The 16,317-nt window shown below is 71.4% G+C and carries 14 protein-coding genes; 5 read left to right on the top strand and 9 right to left on the bottom strand.

What is annotated here, in order from left to right; translation table 11 throughout:
• Positions 1 to 28: 28 nt before the first annotated feature.
• Positions 29 to 652 carry a hypothetical protein gene (locus Q0795_RS01540; RefSeq protein ID WP_298885655.1) on the bottom strand — a complete coding sequence of 208 codons (624 nt, stop codon included), beginning with the start codon at positions 650 to 652 and terminating at the stop codon, positions 29 to 31.
• Between the two features lie 82 nt (positions 653 to 734).
• Between Q0795_RS01540 and Q0795_RS01535 the strand changes: the two genes are divergently transcribed.
• Positions 735 to 1,670: an L-lactate dehydrogenase gene (locus Q0795_RS01535; protein WP_298885653.1), complete on the top strand. Its 936-nt coding sequence runs from the start codon at positions 735 to 737 to the stop codon at positions 1,668 to 1,670.
• Here the strand turns inward: Q0795_RS01535 and Q0795_RS01530 are convergent.
• Together Q0795_RS01530 and Q0795_RS01525 are read right to left on the bottom strand one after the other, a co-directional pair.
• Complete coding sequence (locus Q0795_RS01530) at positions 1,635 to 4,226, bottom strand: glycosyl hydrolase family 65 protein (RefSeq protein ID WP_298885651.1); 2,592 nt, start codon at positions 4,224 to 4,226, stop codon at positions 1,635 to 1,637. The two genes, Q0795_RS01535 and Q0795_RS01530, sit on opposite strands and share 36 nt — an antisense overlap.
• 33 nt (positions 4,227 to 4,259) lie before the next feature.
• Positions 4,260 to 4,973 carry an HAD family phosphatase gene (locus Q0795_RS01525; protein WP_298885649.1) on the bottom strand — a complete coding sequence of 238 codons (714 nt, stop codon included), beginning with the start codon at positions 4,971 to 4,973 and terminating at the stop codon, positions 4,260 to 4,262.
• Between the two features lie 140 nt (positions 4,974 to 5,113).
• On the opposite strand from Q0795_RS01525, the gene Q0795_RS01520 reads away from it, so the two are divergent.
• A complete protein-coding gene (locus Q0795_RS01520; RefSeq protein WP_298885647.1) occupies positions 5,114 to 7,279 on the top strand; it encodes an ATP-dependent DNA helicase RecQ in 2,166 nt (721 codons plus the stop codon).
• Between the two features lie 8 nt (positions 7,280 to 7,287).
• On the opposite strand, the gene Q0795_RS01515 is transcribed toward Q0795_RS01520, so the two are convergent.
• The 4 genes from Q0795_RS01515 to Q0795_RS01500 form a co-directional block, all read right to left on the bottom strand.
• Positions 7,288 to 8,097, bottom strand: coding sequence for a CPBP family intramembrane glutamic endopeptidase (locus Q0795_RS01515; RefSeq protein ID WP_298885645.1), 810 nt, complete (start codon positions 8,095 to 8,097; stop codon positions 7,288 to 7,290).
• Positions 8,098 to 8,121: 24 nt separating this feature from the next.
• On the bottom strand, positions 8,122 to 9,456 hold the full coding sequence (locus Q0795_RS01510; RefSeq protein WP_298885643.1) for a VOC family protein: 1,335 nt from the start codon (positions 9,454 to 9,456) through the stop codon (positions 8,122 to 8,124).
• A gap of 92 nt (positions 9,457 to 9,548) precedes the next feature.
• A complete protein-coding gene (locus tag Q0795_RS01505; protein ID WP_298885641.1) occupies positions 9,549 to 10,583 on the bottom strand; it encodes an LLM class flavin-dependent oxidoreductase in 1,035 nt (344 codons plus the stop codon).
• A 105-nt stretch (positions 10,584 to 10,688) separates the two neighbouring features.
• Positions 10,689 to 12,101, bottom strand: a complete 1,413-nt coding sequence (locus tag Q0795_RS01500; protein ID WP_298885639.1) for an HNH endonuclease signature motif containing protein — start codon at positions 12,099 to 12,101, stop codon at positions 10,689 to 10,691.
• Between the two features lie 101 nt (positions 12,102 to 12,202).
• On the opposite strand from Q0795_RS01500, the gene Q0795_RS01495 reads away from it, so the two are divergent.
• Entirely contained in the window at positions 12,203 to 13,297 is a 1,095-nt protein-coding gene (locus tag Q0795_RS01495; protein WP_298885636.1) for a histidine kinase, read from the top strand.
• Positions 13,294 to 13,899, top strand: a complete 606-nt coding sequence (locus Q0795_RS01490) for a response regulator transcription factor (RefSeq protein WP_298885634.1) — start codon at positions 13,294 to 13,296, stop codon at positions 13,897 to 13,899. Before Q0795_RS01495 ends, Q0795_RS01490 begins: the two co-directional genes overlap by 4 nt.
• A 7-nt stretch (positions 13,900 to 13,906) precedes the next feature.
• On the opposite strand, the gene Q0795_RS01485 is transcribed toward Q0795_RS01490, so the two are convergent.
• Both Q0795_RS01485 and Q0795_RS01480 read right to left on the bottom strand, forming a co-directional pair.
• Positions 13,907 to 14,671, bottom strand: coding sequence for a hypothetical protein (locus Q0795_RS01485; RefSeq protein WP_298885632.1), 765 nt, complete (start codon positions 14,669 to 14,671; stop codon positions 13,907 to 13,909).
• 137 nt (positions 14,672 to 14,808) lie between these two features.
• The gene (locus tag Q0795_RS01480) at positions 14,809 to 15,414 is read right to left on the bottom strand and encodes a DUF6318 family protein (protein ID WP_298885631.1); all 606 of its coding nucleotides are present in this window, start codon (positions 15,412 to 15,414) and stop codon (positions 14,809 to 14,811) included.
• Positions 15,415 to 15,811: 397 nt separating this feature from the next.
• Here Q0795_RS01480 and nrdR point away from each other — a divergent pair, with 397 nt between their 5' ends.
• Positions 15,812 to 16,291: a transcriptional regulator NrdR gene (gene nrdR, locus Q0795_RS01475; protein ID WP_298885629.1), complete on the top strand. Its 480-nt coding sequence runs from the start codon at positions 15,812 to 15,814 to the stop codon at positions 16,289 to 16,291.
• Positions 16,292 to 16,317 lie beyond the last annotated feature (26 nt).

Below are 16,317 nucleotides of genomic sequence, written 5' to 3'. Positions count from 1 at the left end.
GGGCGGTGACCAGGGTCGACGGGCCGGATCAGGGGGCCTGGTCGTCGGGGGCGTCGGCGGCGTTCACGGCGTCCCACACCACGGGGAGCTGGTCGGTGGGGATGAAGTAGCCCGACAGGTGGGGGTCGAACATCAGACCGGCGATGCCGGCGTCCGCGTAGGTCGAGGAGGAGTCGACGAGCTCGCGCGGCGTGAGGGCGATCGCCCGTAGGTCCTCGTCCGGGCCGACCATCTCGTTCTGCACCGCGAAGTGGCGGGCTCGCTCGGCGCTGGTGAAGGTCAGCAGCATCATCTGCCCGTCGATCTGGGCGGCCGCAGGGGACTCGGCGCCCGTCTCGCCCACCGCGACGAACCACCAGTGACCCAGGCCCATCGTGGCGCGCCACAGCTGGGTCATGCCGTCGTGGTCCTCCGGGCCGGTCACCCGCGCCGCGAGCACGTCCGTCTCCGTCTCCTCCGGCTCGCCCAGCCGGCCCAGCCGCGTGGTGCCGGGGGTCAGTGAGCGGTCGACGTCCTGCCGGCGGTCATCGTCCTCGCCCGCGTCGGCCCCGGTGCGGCGTTCCGCGCCGTTCTCGCCCGGACGCTCACCCTCGTAGATGGACTCCGGGCGGTGCTCGTCGTCCTGGAAGGGGAGATCTGTGGGCTCGCTCATGCCGTCCAGTCGACCACACGCCGGGCGGGAGGGCCAATCCCTCGCCTCGGGGGTCGCCCCGAGGGACTGCCATGATGAGCAGGTGACGGACAGCATCTCGGGACCCAAGGTGGCCATCGTCGGAGCGGGGTCGGTGGGCACCACTCTCGCCTACGCGCTGCTGCTGCGGGGCGTGGCCCGGCACGTCGTCCTGCACGACATCGACGCCGGGAAGGTCAGGGCCGAGACCCTCGACCTGCGTCAGGGACTGCAGTTCATGCCGGCCGCGCACGTCGACGGCTCCGACGACATCGACGTGTGCGCGGACGCCGATGTCGTGGCCGTCACGGCAGGGGCCAAGCAGCAGGCGGGTCAGAGCCGCCTGGATCTCGCGGCCTCGACGACCCGGCTCATGGTCGACCTCATGCCGCGGCTCGTGCAGGTGGCGCCGGCGGCGACCTACCTGATGGTGACCAACCCCGTGGACGTCATCACGTATGTGGCGCAGAAGGTCACCGACCTCCCGCCTGCGCGACTGTTCGGCTCGGGCACGGTCCTGGACTCCGCCCGGTTGCGGGGTCTGGTGGCGCAGGCCTGCGGGGTCGCGGTCCAGAGCGTCCACGCCTACATCGTCGGCGAGCACGGGGACTCCGAGATCCCCCTGTGGAGCAGCGCGACGGTCGGCGCGGTGCCCATCACCGAGCTGACCACCGACGAGCAGCGCGAGCAGATGGCCCACGATGTGGTGCATGCGGCCTACGAGATCATCGCCGGTAAGGGGGCGACCAACTACGCGATCGGTGCCTCCGCCAGCCGCATCATCGAGTCGGTGCTGCGCGACGAACGGCAGGTCCTGCCGGTCTCGACCCTGCTCACCGGCACGCTCGGGCTAAACGACGTGTGCCTGTCGATCCCGACCGTCGTGGGTGCCGGGGGCGCAGAGCGTCCGCTCGCTCCGACCCTGTCCGAGGACGAGCTCAGCGGGCTGCGTGCCGGCGCCGACTCACTGCGCGGTGCGGCGAGGCGGCTCGGCTTCTGACCGGGCTCGCGCCCGTGGCACCGCGCCGGTGGACTCCCACTGCTCCTCGGGCCAGCTGTGCGGGACGACGCCGCTGGGGCGTCCCGGCATACCCCTGCGCCGATCGGTCGGGATGCTGCCGCTGGACACCGCCTCCGAGGTGGGTGCGCCGTCCCGGCGCGACCCGTGGCCGTCGAGCGTGACGGTGAGCTCCTGGTCGCCCACCTCCACCTCCTCCCCGCGGACCTGGAGCGTGACCGGCCCGCCGACCTCGACCGCCAGACGGACCTGGTCCTGCTCGACGGCGACCCGCAGCCGCGAGCCGTGCCACCGCATACGCCACGTCAGGCCGGGCCAGCTGGTCGGCAGCCGCGGGTCCAGCGACAGGACGCCGCCATGGTCGCGCATCCCCCCGAACCCGGCGACCAGCGCGCTCCAGACACCGCCGGTGGAGGCGACGTGCACCCCGTCGCTGGCGTTCCCGTGGCGGTCGTCCAGATCGACGAACAGGGCGGCGTAGAAGTAGCGGAGCGCAAGGTCGTGGTAGCCGACCTCCGCCGCGACGATGGACTGCACGACGGCGGAGAGCGTCGAGTCACCGGTGGTGATCGGGTCGTAGTAGGCGAAGTCGGTGAGCTTCTCCTCGGCGGTGAAGGCGTCCCCGGCGAGGTAGAGCGCGAGGACGACGTCGGCCTGCTTGAGCACCTGGTAGCGGTAGATCACCAGCGGGTGGTAGTTCAGCAGCAGCGGCCGCTTGTCCGCGGGGGTCGCGTCGAGGTCCCACACCTCGCGCTCGAGGAAGTGGCTGTCCTGGGGGTGGACGCCGGTCGCCTCGTCGAAGGGGATGTGCATGCCGTCCGCCGCCCGCTGCCACGAGTCGACCTCGTGCTCCCCCAGATCCAGCCGGGCGACGGCTCGGGCGAACTGGGCGGGGTCGGCGACCCGGAGGCGGCGGACCGCCTCGACCGCGGCCCGCAGGTTGAGCTGCGCCATGACGTTGGTGAACAGGTTGTCGTTGACGATCGTCGTGTACTCGTCCGGGCCCGTCACCGCGTGGATGTGGAACTGCGGGGTGCCGTTGGACTGCCAGAAGCCCAGGTCCGCCCACAGGCGCGCGGTCTCGACGAGCATGTCGACACCCTGGTCGAGGAGGAACTGGTCGTCGCCGGTGGCCCGCGCGTACTTCATCAGCGCATAGGCCACGTCGGCGTTGATGTGGTACTGCGCCGTCCCGGCGGCGAAGTAGGCCGACGCCTCCTCCCCGTTGATGGTGCGCCAGGGGAAGAGCGCGCCGTACTGGGCCATCTCCGCGGCCCGCCGCCGGGCGGCCTCGAGCATGCCGTGCCGGAAGCGCAGGGCGTTGCGGGCCGCCTGGGGGTGGGTGTAGACGAGGAAGGGCAGGACGTAGCACTCGGTGTCCCAGAAGTAGTGCCCGCCGTAGCCGGAGCCGGTGAGCCCCTTGGCGGGGATGCCGTGCGACCCGGCGCGGATCGAGGCCTGGCCGAGCTGGAAGAGGTTCCACCGGACGGCCTGCTGCAGTGCGGGCTGGTCGGGCAGCTCGATGTCGGACTCCTCCCAGAACCGGGACCAGACCCGCGCCTGCTCCTGCTGCAGCACGGCCACCCCCCGGTCGACGGCACGGTCGAGGGTCCTCGAGCAGCGGTCGGCCAGCTCCTGCGGCGGCACCCCTCGGGAGGTGTGCACACTCACCAGCTTCTCGATCCGCACCGGCCGGCCCTCCCGAGCCTCCACCCGGACGACATGCTTGGCGAGGTCGTCGGTGACGCTGAGCTTCTCCGTCCAGGTGTTGTCGGTCTCGACGACGTGCTGCGCCAGGGTGGCGATCGTCATCCCCGAGTTGTGGCAGCGGTAGCCCAGCAGGAGGCGGCGGTCATGCACCTCGGCGAGGACCGGGTCGAGCACCCGGTGCTCGAAGGCCTCCGCCTGACGGGGGTCCACACCCTCCCCCATGGCCGCGCTCGTGACGTGGTACTCGTCCGAGCCGTCCTGGCGGTTGAGGATCTGGCTGGAGATGTCGAGCGCCGCATGCCCGTCGAGCATCTCGACCTCGAAGGTCATGACGGCGAGGTGGCGCTCCACGACACCGGTCATCCGCGTGGAGGTGATCTTGACCCGCTTCCCGGCGCTCGTGCGCCAGATGACGCAGCGGCGCAGCAGGCCCGCGCGGAAGTCGAGGGTGCGCTCGTAGTGGTCCAGGTCGGCGGTGGAGATCAGCAGCGGCTCGTCGTCGACGTAGAGCTTGATCGTCTTGGGGTCCGGCACGTTGACGATCGTCTGGCCGACCCGGGCCAGGCCGAAGGCCTCCTCGGCGTGCCGGATCGGCCAGGTCTCGTGGAAGCCGTTGACGAAGGTGCCGTGGGCGTAGGTGTCCCGGCCCTCCTCGACGTTGCCGCGCAGGCCGAGGTAGCCGTTGGAGGTGGCGAAGAGGGTCTCGGTGACCCCCAGGTCCCCGTCCTCGTAGGCCGTCTCCCGCAGCTGCCACGGGTCGGCGGGGAAGCGGGTGCGGTCGAGCGGGTCGACGGGGGCCGGCGGACGGTGGTGCGACATGGTCGCCATCGGGCGTCTCCTCTCGGACGTGCGGGCGGCTGGTCAGACGAGGTCGGCGAGGTCGGACACGACCTCGTCCGCGCCGGCGTCGCGCAGCACCGAGCGACCGGCACCCCGGTCGACCCCGATCACCCGGGCGAACCCGCCGGCCGCTCCGGCCTGCACCCCGGACACGGCGTCCTCGACCACCACGCACGTGGCGGGCTCGTGGCCGAGCTCGGACGCGGCATACAGGAAGGTGTCGGGGTGGGGCTTGCCGGGGAGCTGCTCACGACTGGCGACCGAGCCGTCGACGACGACCGGGAAGCGGTCGGCGATGCCCGCCGCCGCGAGCACCGAGGGCGCGTTCTTGGAGGAGGAGACGACGGCCATCGCGATGCCGCGCTTCTCCAGGGCGTCCAGCAGGCGCAGCGACCCCGGGTAGGCGCGGATGCCCCTCTCGGCGAGCACCTCGTTGAAGATCTCGTTCTTGCGGTTGCCCAGGCCGCAGACGCTCGCCAGCTCGGGCGGGTCCGAGGGCTGGCCGTAGGGGAGGTCGATGCCGCGGGCGTCGAGGAAGGACTGCACGCCGTCGTAGCGTGGCTTGCCGTCGATGTAGGCGAAGTAGTCCTGGTCGGTGTAGGGCTCCTGAGGGATGGGCTGCTGGTCCAGGAGTCGGGTGAACATCGTCTCCCACGCTCGCATGTGGACGTCCGCGGTCGGGGTCAGGACCCCGTCGAGGTCGAAAAGGACAGCGGTTACCGGGTCCCAGTTCACGCAGCACACACTAGTGGAGGTCGGTGCTCCTGCGGGGTGCTCAAGATCTGGTGGCGTGCGGGGTGGCCGCGCTGCGGTCGGGGTGCGTGCGCGGCTCGGCGGGTCGTGGGTGTGGGGGTGGTGGCGGCTACGGTCGGGGTATGCAGCAGGTGAGCGGGCAGGAGCTGGTGACGGCGGTGCAGGAGGCTCTGCGGCGGCTCGTGGGCCGGGACGACGCGCAGTTCCGGGACGGGCAGCTGGAGGCTGTCGAGGCGCTGGTGCGCGAGCGGGCGAGGGTGCTGGTGGTGCAGCGCACGGGGTGGGGCAAGTCGGCGGTGTACTTCGTGGCGACGGCGCTGCGGCGGGCCGAGGGGTCCGGGCCGACCGTCATCGTGTCCCCGCTGTTGGCGCTGATGCGTGACCAGATCGCCGCCGCGGCGCGGGCCGGGGTGCGCGCCGTGACGATGAACTCGGCCAACGCCACCGAGTGGGACGAGGTGCGGGCGGCGCTCGCCGCAGACGAGGTGGACGTGCTGCTGGTGAGCCCGGAGCGGCTCAACAACCCGCGTTTCCGGGAGGAGCAGCTGCCCGACCTCGCCGCGCGGTGCGGGCTGCTCGTCGTCGACGAGGCCCACTGCATCAGCGACTGGGGTCACGACTTCCGGCCCGACTACCGCCGGATCCGGACGCTGCTGGACGCGTTGGCCACGGGGACCCCGGTCCTGGCGACCACCGCGACGGCCAACGAGCGGGTGGTCGAGGACGTCGTCGAGCAGCTGGGGGTGGGCGGGCGCGAGGTGCGCACCATCCGCGGGCCGCTGGCCCGGTCCTCCCTGCGCCTGGGGGTGTTGCCGAGGCTCACCCCCGAGCAGCGGCTGGGGTGGCTGCTGGCGCATCTGGAGAGCCTGCCCGGGAGCGGCATCATCTACTGCCTCACCGTGTCCGCCGCCGAGGACGTCGCCGAGGCGCTCGCCGCCGCCGGGCACGAGGTGGCGGCCTACACCGGGCGCACCGACACCGAGGACCGCGAGCGGCTGGAGGGTGCCCTGCGGGACAACCGGGTCAAGGCCCTCGTCGCGACGAGCGCCCTGGGGATGGGGTTCGACAAGCCCGACCTCGGCTTCGTCGTGCACCTCGGGGCACCCAGCTCGCCGGTGGCCTACTACCAGCAGGTCGGCCGCGCCGGCCGTGCCACGGAGCGCGCCGACGTGCTGCTCCTCCCGGGGTCCGAGGACCGCGACATCTGGAACTACTTCGCAACCGTGTCGATGCCTCGCCAGGACCAGGCCGACGCCGTGCTGGCCGCGTTGGCAGACAGCGACCGGCCGTTGTCGACGCCGGCGCTGGAGACGATCGTGGACGTGCGCCGCACCCGTCTGGAGCTGCTGCTCAAGGTCTTGGACGTCGACGGGGCCGTGGAGAAGGTCCGCGGGGGCTGGGCGGCGACCGGGGAGCCCTGGGTCTACGACCGGGAGCGCTACACCCGGGTGGCCGAGGCGCGGGTGCGTGAGGCCGAGCTGATGGTCGCCTACCAGCAGGGCGAGCGGTGCCGGATGGAGTTCCTGCAGGAGTGCCTCGACGACCCCAGCGCCGAGCCCTGCGGGCGCTGCGACCGGTGCGCCGGGGCGTGGTTCCCGACGGAGGTGCCGACGGACGCCGTCGGGGCTGCTCGCGAACGGCTGGGGGCCGTCGGGGTGCTCGTCGAGCCGCGGGGACAGTGGCCGACGGGTATGCCCCGGCTCGGCGTCGACGTCAAGGGCAAGATCACCCCGGAGGAGCAGGCGGGTCCGGGTCGGGCGCTGGCCCGGCTCTCCGACCTCGGATGGGGTCAGCGGCTGCGCGGCGTGCTCGACGCGGGGACGTCGAGGGTCGCCGACCCCGACGACCCCGATCAGGAGATGGCCCCCGTGCAGCCGGTGCCGGACGACGTCGTCCGGGCGGTCGTGCAGGTGCTCGCGGGCTGGGGGTGGACCAGCCGACCCGTGGGCGTGGTGGCCATGCCCTCGCGCCGCCGGCCGGCGGTCGTGGGGTCGCTGGCCGAGCAGATCAGCCAGATCGGGCGGCTCCCACTGCTGGGCTCCCTCGACCTGGCCCACGGGGGCCCAGTGGGCGAACCCGGGGGCAACAGCGCCTTCCGCCTCGCCAACGTGTGGGACCGGGTGGTCGTCGGGTCCGAGCTGGCCGGGGCGCTGCAGGACGCCCGAGGGCCGGTGCTCCTCGTCGACGACGTCGTGGACTCGCGGTGGACGATCACGGTGGCCGCGCGGGCGCTGCGCCGGGCGGGGGCGGAGGCGGTCCTGCCGTTCGCTCTGGCGATCGACGGCTGAGGGGCGGCTCAGTAGATGAAGAACGGGAAGATGCTGCGGTCGTGCGCGTGCACGATCGCGAGGAACACCACGGCGTCGAAGAGCAGGTGGATGATGACGACATACGTCAACGACTTGGTGCGGGTGAAGATGTAGCCCTGCAGCAGCGCGAACGGGATCGTCAGCAGGGGACCCCAGGAGCGGTAGCCGAGCTCCCACAGGAACGACACGAAGATCGTGGCCTGCAGGATGTTGGCCGTCCACAGCGGGAAGTGTCGACGCAGCAGCGCGAAGCAGATGCAGATGAAGAACAGCTCGTCCCAGAGGCCGACGGCGTTGACCCCGACGAAGAAGCGGCCGAACTCGCTGGGGGTCTGGATCGGCGGCCAGTTCTGGTAGCTGCCCGAGTGGATGAAGTAGGCCGGCAGGATGAGGTAGCCGAGCACGGGGACGGCGACGACGTAGGCCCACTGCAGACGGGTCCAGCGGCGCCGGGTGATCCACGGGAAGGTGATGGCCTGCCGGCGGTAGACGAGACGGTCGACGAGCACGGGCGCGGCGACCGCGGCGGTCAGGACGGCGCCGAGGAGGAAGAACATGTCCCAGCTGATGTCCGCCTCGACCGAGGTCGTGGAGACGATGCCGATGCCCAGCGCGATGAGCAGCAGGTCCTGGAAGAGGGGGCGGTGCAGGACGAAGGCCGCGGCCAGGCTCGCGACCAGCAGCGCGTAGCCGGCCCACGGGAGGTGCACCCCGAAGAGCAGCAGTGCCGAGACGGACACCCCCGCTGCCGGAAGCAGGGTGCGCGGGCTGCGGGAGGCGTCGAGCTGGGTGGGCACCGCACCATTGTGCCGGTGCCCGGATCAGGCCCTGCCCTCCTCCCTCGCCGCGTCCACCACGACGTCGATCTCGTTGCCCTCGGGGTCGGCCAGCGTCCACCGGGTCGGGCTGTCGTCGCGCACGACGGTGCCTCCGGCGCGCAGTGCTGTCGACACCTTGGCATCGGCCACGTCGTGGGGGACGGCGGCCTCGAGGTGGAGACGGTTGCGCTGGGTGCGACGCGCCGTGTCGTCGGGGTCCAGGGGCTGGAAGAAGAGGACGGGGCCGAGGCGGTTCGGGTCGACGATGTCGGTGACGTCGCTGCGGGGGTCGGCCTCGTAGCCCAGGACTGCCTGCCAGAACGAACGGGTCGCGGGGACGTCGGCGGCCTCGATGCCGACCTGGACGAACCGCGCCCGCTCGGGCGCAGCCGTGAGCCCCAGCGACCGGGCCTCCTGCTGGACCCGCCGGCAGAGCGGGAGGTAGCGCTCGTCCATCTCCCAGCGGTCCTTGCCCGTGTCGAGGACCACAACCGTCTGCGGGGTGCGACCGGCGGGGTCCCCTCCCGGCGCTGCGCGTCGCACGTCGAGCAGCAGCGAGATGCCAGCGCGGTCGGCGATCTCGGCGGCGACGGTGACGAGCCGATCCGCCTGCTCGATCGTGGCGGTCGGGTAGACGGCGACGGCCGAGAACACCAGTCGCCAGTCATCGATGTCCGGCACGTCCCAGCGATCGGTATCAGCGGGCAGGGGCAGCAGGTCGACCTCGTTGCCCTCGGCGTCCGCGACCGTCGCGTAGTAGCCGTGGTGGGCCACGAGGGCACCTGCCGAGGCGAGACAGTCCACCGTGCCGGACGCGACCGGCTGGGCGGCCACGGAGTCGAGGTGCAGCCGGTTGCGCAGCGGGCGTGGGGCGTCCATCTGCTGGAACCGCAGCGGGGGGTGTCGGCGCAGCGGGTCGGCGAGGCCGTGCTGGGCCTGCCGCTGATACCCCAGCGCGGACTCCCAGAACGCCGTCACGGTCTCGACCTGCCGGGTGTCGATCCTCAGGCCCAGCTCCTGGAGGACGCCGGGTCGTGGCTCCAGACCGAGCCGCCGGGCGGCGTCCGAGATGGCGCTCGCGAGGTCGGCGACCGCAGCGCTCACCGTGGCGTCGCTGCCGAGGCGCACCCGGACACCGGTGGAACGCAGGTCCAGGTCCGGCAGCGCGAGCCCGGCACCGCCACAGAGCTCGCTCACCGCGCGCGACAGCAGCGCTGCGTCCGAGTGCGACCCGGCCGCGAACCAGGCGGTGGCGCGCCCGCCGAGGACACGCCAGCCTTCCGTGCCGGACAGGTCCGGGAAGGCGTCGTCAGTCGTCGAGGGTGTGCTCGGTGCCATGGGTCCCAGGCTGCCACCGGCAGCCCGGTCGCGTCAGACCGAGGGATGGACACCGGGACAAGGAGCGTCCGCGACGTTCCGTGCCGGAGAGCTCAGGAAGCGATCTCGACCGGGGAGGCGGAGGGCATACCCCAGGCGTCCGCCAGCATGCGGTAGCTGCGCCGGCGCATCTGCGGGTCGTAGGTGTAGGTGGTGACGATGAGTTCATCGAGCTCGTGGGCCGTGGCGAAGCCCTCGAGCTGCTCGACGACGGTGTCCGGTGTGCCGACCATCTTCACGGACTGGTGGGCGTCGGCCAGGGGGAGCAGCTCGGTCGGTACGACGGAGGCGAGGCTGTCGACCGGCGGGTCGAGCGGCGCCGGCTGGCCGGAGCGGATGCGGATGGCCATGAGCTGCGCCGTCGTGAAGAGGTAGTCGGCCTCCTCCTGGGTCGGAGCCACCAGCACGTTGACACCGGCCATGGTGGTGGGGCGGTCGACCTGCGCGGTGGCGGCGTCGGCGCGGAACCGGTCCCGGTAGATCATCAGGGCCTCCCGCAGCTGGTCGGGGGCGAAATGGGACGCGAAGGAGAAGGGCAGTCCGAGGGCGGCGGCCACCTGGGCGCCGCCGGTCGAGGAGCCGAGCATCCAGAGCGGCACCTCGGTGCCCTCGCCGGGAAGCGCGCGCACCCTCGCGCCGGACCGAGGGGCTCCCAGGTAGCCCTGCAGGTCCGCCACCTCGGAGGCGAAGTCCGGCAGGTGGCCGCTCGAGCGCGACAGCGCAGCCGCCGTCATGGGATCCGTGCCCGGCGCCCGCCCCAAGCCCAGGTCGAAACGGTCCCCGTGGATGGTGGCGAGCGTCCCGTAGTACTCGGCCACCATGAGCGGCGAGTGGTTGGGCAGCATCACCCCGCCCGACCCCAGCCGGATGCGGTCGGTCGCGTGGGCCACGTGACCGAGCAGCAGGGCGGTGGCCGAGGACATGAAGGCCTCGGACCCGTGGTGCTCGGCCATCCAGAACCGGCGGTAGCCGAGCTCGTCGACCTCACGGGCGAGCGTGACGGACTCCTGGATGGCGGTGGCGGCCGTCATACCCTGCGAGCGGGGCACGAGGTCAAGCACGGACAACGGGATGCGAGAGGTGGGCATACCCGCTCAACATCACCCGCCCATGGAGTATGCCTGCACCACTGCTTCGGCCCGCAGGCACGACTCGGAGCCGGACCAAGGCGGGCCGGCTCCGGGGCGGGGTCCTCAGACGTGCCAGGTCACGGTGCCACCGCGGATGGAGGCACCCAGCTCGTGCTGGTGCACGATCGTGTGGTGCCGGCCACACAGCAGCGCCATCCGGTCGACGTCGGTGCGACCACCGCGGCTCCACCAGTCGACGTGGTGGCTGTCGCACCACTGCGGGAGGGCGCTGCAGCCGGGATAGCTGCAGCCGCGGTCCCGCGCCACCAGCGCCTTCCACTGGGCCGGTGAGGCGTAGCGTGCCGTGCGGCCGAGGGCGAGCGGTTCACCGTCGGCCGCCATCCACACGGGAGTGACGTCCGCGGAGCACGCCAGCTCCGAGGCCTGTCGGGGTGCCACGTAGCCCCCGCCACCGGTCGTGGCCGGTCCGGAGGGCAGGCCTCGCTCGGGGTCGAAGGGGATGGTGAGGATGACCGTCGCCCGCGCGGTCGACGGCGGGGCGCCCGGATGAGTCGTGCCCCGGTTGATCACCGCCATCAGTGCGTCGAAGCGACGCTGTGTCGCCGTCCGCGGGTCCGGCTCCTGGGTCGTCTCGTCGGGCGCGGGTGCCGCCAGCTGGGAGGTGAGCACACCGCTGATCGTGGCGGCCGCGCCGTCAGGGGCGTCGATGGTGAAGCGGGTGAGCCCGGGGGCGATCGTCCGGGACGAGACACCGCGCAGGGCGATGGCCGCGCGCTCCCGCTCACCCGGCGCCTTCTCGTGGAGCAGGTCCTCCAGCAGCCGGTGACAGACGACCGACAGGTCCTTGTCCGACACCTCGGGACGGCCGGCCGCCTCCGTCGCGATCCGGGTGTAGGACTCCTCCTGGTCCGGGTCCAGTGACTCCCCGAGGCGTCCCATCGTCCGCGCCACCATCGCAGCCCGGTGCAGCGGCACGTCGCCGCCGGCGACGGCCTCCCCGATCTGCGCTCCAACGGATGCCTCCGACGCCGTGACCACCGACACCACCTGCGCGGCGTCCCGGCTGCTCAGCCACGGGCAGCGCACCCGCAGCCAGTCCACCAGCGTCATCCCGGACTCCTGGTGCAGGCCCCGGGCCGCCGCCTGCTGGGCGAGCCGGAAGCCGATGGCCCCGAGCCGGGTCTGGAGCCGGCCGACCGCTTCGAGCGCGCCGGTCAGCTCGTCGTCCTGCACCGTCACGACCTCGTCGCGCCCGAGGGCCGCGCGGCCCAGGGAGAGGGCGGCGCCCTCCAGGCCGGCCTCCAGCTCCTCGGACGGCAGCCCCCGCGCGTCTCGCCCGTGCATCTCCCCGAGCACGGTCGAGACCTCGTCCATGAGTGCCTGATAGTCCGCGAGACCCAAGGCGTCGAGCTCGTCCAACGCCTCGCCCCAGTCCTCGTCGACGACCACCGGCGCATCCGCGGTGGGAGACCACGCACCCGCGCCGCCCCGCTCGCCCACCGTTGAGAACTCCATACCCTCACTCAAGCAGCGCCCACCGACAGACCCGCTGACCTGCACCGACAGCGGTGACAGACGTCATGGCCACGCAGCGCGCCCGGTGGCAGAGTGGAGGCATGAGCCCAAGGACGTCCGGCACCGACGCGTGGGGCCGCTGGGGGTGGCTCTTCGGCGCGATCTGGCTGGTCTTCTTCGCCTTTCCCCTGACCTACATCTGGGCCACGGACGGGTCGATGGCGTGGCGTGTGACCTCGACGGCCGTCGTCCTGGCCTTCATGGCGGCCTACGTCCTGACCGTGCGGCGGGCGACGCGCCTCGTCGCTGCCGGTGAGTACGACCGTGCCGCCCGCGGCGGCATGGTCGGGCTGGCCGCCATGGTCGCCGCCGCGATCGTGCTGGCGATGCTGATCGGCCCCAACTCCCTCACCACGTTGCCGTTCATCGTCGCCGTGCCGGTCTTCTTCCTGCCGTGGCGGGCCATGTGGACGACCTCGTTGGTGCTCTTCGGGGTGGGCGTCGTCGCGAGCACGATCGCCTGGGGACTGCCGCGCTCGGTCATGCTCTGGGGCATCGCCCTGCTCGTGCTGGCCACCAGCGTGCTGTCCCGGCACCTCGAGGAGCGGCAGGAGTCCGCGCGCGCAGTCGAGGGGCAGCTCGCGCTCACCGAGGAGCGGGAGCGCGTCGCGCGCGACGTGCACGACGTGCTGGGGCACTCGCTGACCGTGGTGACGGTCAAGACCGAGCTGGCCCAGCGGCTCATCGACGTCGACCCGCAGGCGGCGAAGCGGGAGCTCGCCGAGGTGCAGGATCTCTCCCGGCAGGCGCTCGCGGAGATCCGCGCAACCGTCGGCGGGCTGCGGGTGGCGCGACTGGCGGACGAGCTCGAGGCGGCGCGGGTCGCCCTGGCGGGGGCAGGCATCGAGATGGAGGTATGCGGCTCCGTCACCGATGTCGACCCCCGGCGTCGCATCACGCTGGCCTGGGTCCTGCGGGAGGCGGTGACCAACGTGGTGCGGCACAGCGCCGCGAGCCGGTGCACCGTGGAGCTCGGTGAGTCGTCCCTGAGGGTGCTCGACGACGGCGTGGGTGGGGGAGTGGTCGAGGGGAATGGCCTCTGTGGTGCCGGAGAACGGGTGCGCCAGGCGGGTGGTCAGCTGACCGTCGGTGCACGGCGAGATGCAGCAGGCACCGCTCTGGAGGTGCGGTGGTGATCCGGTTGCTTCTGGCGGACGACCAGGCCCTGGTGCGGGGAGCGCTGGCGGCCCTCCTGGACCTGGAGCGCGACATGCAGGTGGTCGCGCAGGTGGGCCGCGGGGACGAGGTGCTGGAGGCTGTGCGCAGCACATCACCCGACGTGTGCCTGCTCGACATCGAGATGCCAGGACGTGACGGCATCGGTGTCCTCGAGGAGCTGCGGGAGCAGGCTATGCCGACCCGTTGCCTCGTGGTGACGACGTTCGGCAGGCCGGGCTACCTGCGGCGGGCGATGGACGCCGGGGCCCGCGGCTTCGTCGTGAAGGACACGCCCGCGCCCGAGCTGGCGGAGGCGGTGCGCCGGGTGCACGCCGGGGTCCGCGTCGTCGACCCCGCGCTGGCGACCGAGTCGCTGATCGGCGGACCGAACCCGCTCACCGAGCGCGAGCGCGAGGCCCTGCGCGCGGCCCTGGACGGCTCACCGGTCCAGGTCATCGCCGGCCGGCTCTACCTCTCGCCCGGCACGGTGCGGAACTACCTCTCCTCGGCGATTGGGAAGACCGGGACCTCGACGCGGGTCGAGGCGGCGAAGTTCGCCGAGGACCGCGGGTGGCTCTAAGGGATGTTCAGCGGTCGTTGCTGTAGAGACGGTTCGTCGAGGTCAGCACCTCCAGGGGAGTGGCCGGGCCGTCGATCGTCACGGTGCTCGGTATGGCGCTCCACTCGCCGCCGTCGACGCTGACCTCCCCGCCGTACTCCACCGAGATGTAGGGGCTCACCTCGGCGGCGGAGAGGTACTCGTGCGTGATGTCGCCGCCCGGGTAGGGGCCGCCCAGGCTCGTGGTCGGGCCGATGACTGTGCCGTCCCCGGTGACGTAGGTGGCACCGACGAGCGTCGGACGGATGCGCACCTCGTGGCCGATCAGCGTCGTCACGTCGACCTCTTGGGGCTCGAACCCACCTTCGGGCCAGGCGAGCTCGAAGTAGACCGGCAGGTTGACCAGCGTCCGGTTGCCGGGTGGCTCCATCACGGTCTGCGGCAGCGCGAACTGGGTGCGGTGGAACTGCTCGATGATCATCGCTTCGGTGAGCTCCTGCGCGGGCTCACCCGAGCGGGCTGGAACGACATCGGTGAAGCAGGTAGGGGCGACTTCCGTCCAGTCGGACGTCGGACCCGACGCGTCAACTGTTCTGCGGTAGATCCAGGAACGGGGGCCGGAAGAGTCAGGGACGAACTCCTCGCAGAAGTTGACCGCGAAGCCGCAGATCTCGAGCCGTGGCTGTGTCGGAGTGTTGGGCGGGCGGCAGTCGATGACCGCGACGTACTCGAACCACGAGTCGGGGCTTTCCTCGCTCGACCCTTCGGGCCATTCCTCCGCCTTGTGCTCCACTTCCGACTTGGTTAGTCCTACCTCGGCACCTCCACCCCCGTGTTCGCAATCGAAACCCCCGCATGGTGGCGGTTCGGTGCCCCCCGCCAACCAGCCGACGGCTCCCAGAAGGATCGGGAGAATGTGGCTAGTGGGGTTCATTGCTCGATCGTGATCTCTTCAATTTGCCACCCCTCAGCCCAGGTCGTTCTGAAAACTAGGGTGGCCTGTTCGGACTCCAGCTCGCGGCCGATGGGTTCTCCCTCACGAAGGTAGTGCTGGCCTGGTTGTTCGACAGCCACTGAGATTCGCGAGGAGTCGTCCATAAAGAGTGACTGAACCTCTCCCGGAATAAATGTATCTCCTGCCAGATAGTCACCGTTCTCAACCGCGTAGACAACTGACTCCTCGTGGTTGAGGCAGGATGCGCAGTCATCACCGCTCAGGTCCTCTAACAGTCCGACCTGCGGAAAGCGACCGGTGAAATTAATGAGGTCGATGTAGTGAAGGACAAAGGCTTCCGCCCCCGCTTCCGTCTGTTCCTCCGCCTCGGCCGGCATCTCCGGCGGCCCCTCCGCCGCCGGCTCCGACGTCTCCTCCTCGGTCTCGACCGGCTCCGACGTGACGGCCACGTCCTCGGGCTCCTCCGTCGCGGTCGTGAGGGCGTCCTCCGACGTGGGCATGGGGGAGGGCTCGCTCTGCTCCGTGCAGGCGGGGAGCAGCACCAGGCTGGCAGCGGCGGCGATGATGGTGGTGCGTCTCACGGCATACCCCTTCTTGCTCCTGCAGTCGCGACTCCCCAGCGACCGTGGTCTGGCCCCAGTCTGCCCCAGCTCGGACCTCCAGAACCGTTGTCCACAGTAGAGACTCTCGCCCGATCTGACCAGACCTCGACACCTCTCAGACCCCGAGATCCGCGCCGTTCCGGGCTTCCTGCCACCCCACCAGGACGGCGACACGCGGGACCCTTGCATCTAGTAGCCAACTGACCTACGCTCACCACATCTAGTAGTTACAAGCCTGTGGTTCGTCCACATCTTGTGCACAAGCAGGTATCCTGTACCCACAGGTCATCCACACACAGTCCCCAGATCCACCCACAGAGCGCCCCGACCAGGAGGCGTTCGCGCCGCGCTGCCGCGACACCGAAGGAGCCGAGTGATGCATTGCCCGTTCTGCCGTCATACCGACTCCAAGGTGGTCGACAGCCGCGTCCAGGAGGAGGGGACCGTCATCCGTCGGCGTCGCCAGTGCCCCGAGTGCGGGCGCCGCTTCGGCACCGTCGAGACCGCGACCCTCTCGGTCATCAAGCGGTCCGGCGCGACCGAGCCGTTCAGCCGCGACAAGGTCATCTCCGGCGCCCGCAAGGCCTGCCAGGGGCGCCCGGTCTCCGACGCCCAGCTGCAGCTCCTCGCGCAGCAGGTGGAGGAGTCCATCCGCTCGCTGGGGCAGGCCGAGGTGGACGCGCACGAGGTCGGCCTGGCGATCCTCGAGCCGCTCAAGGCGCTCGACGAGGTCGCCTACCTGCGGTTCGCGTCCGTCTACCAGGCGTTCGACAACCTCGACGACTTCGAGTCGGCCATCACGCTGTTGCGCTCCGAGCGCGACGTCGAGGCTGCCTCACCAGGGCAGACGCCCTAGACCACGGGTATGTCAGTACCCACCGC

The sequence above is a fragment of the uncultured Serinicoccus sp. genome, from assembly GCF_947487915.1.
Taxonomy (GTDB): Bacteria; Actinomycetota; Actinomycetes; order Actinomycetales; family Dermatophilaceae; genus Ornithinicoccus.
This window is presented reverse-complemented; position numbering and strand designations above follow the sequence as displayed.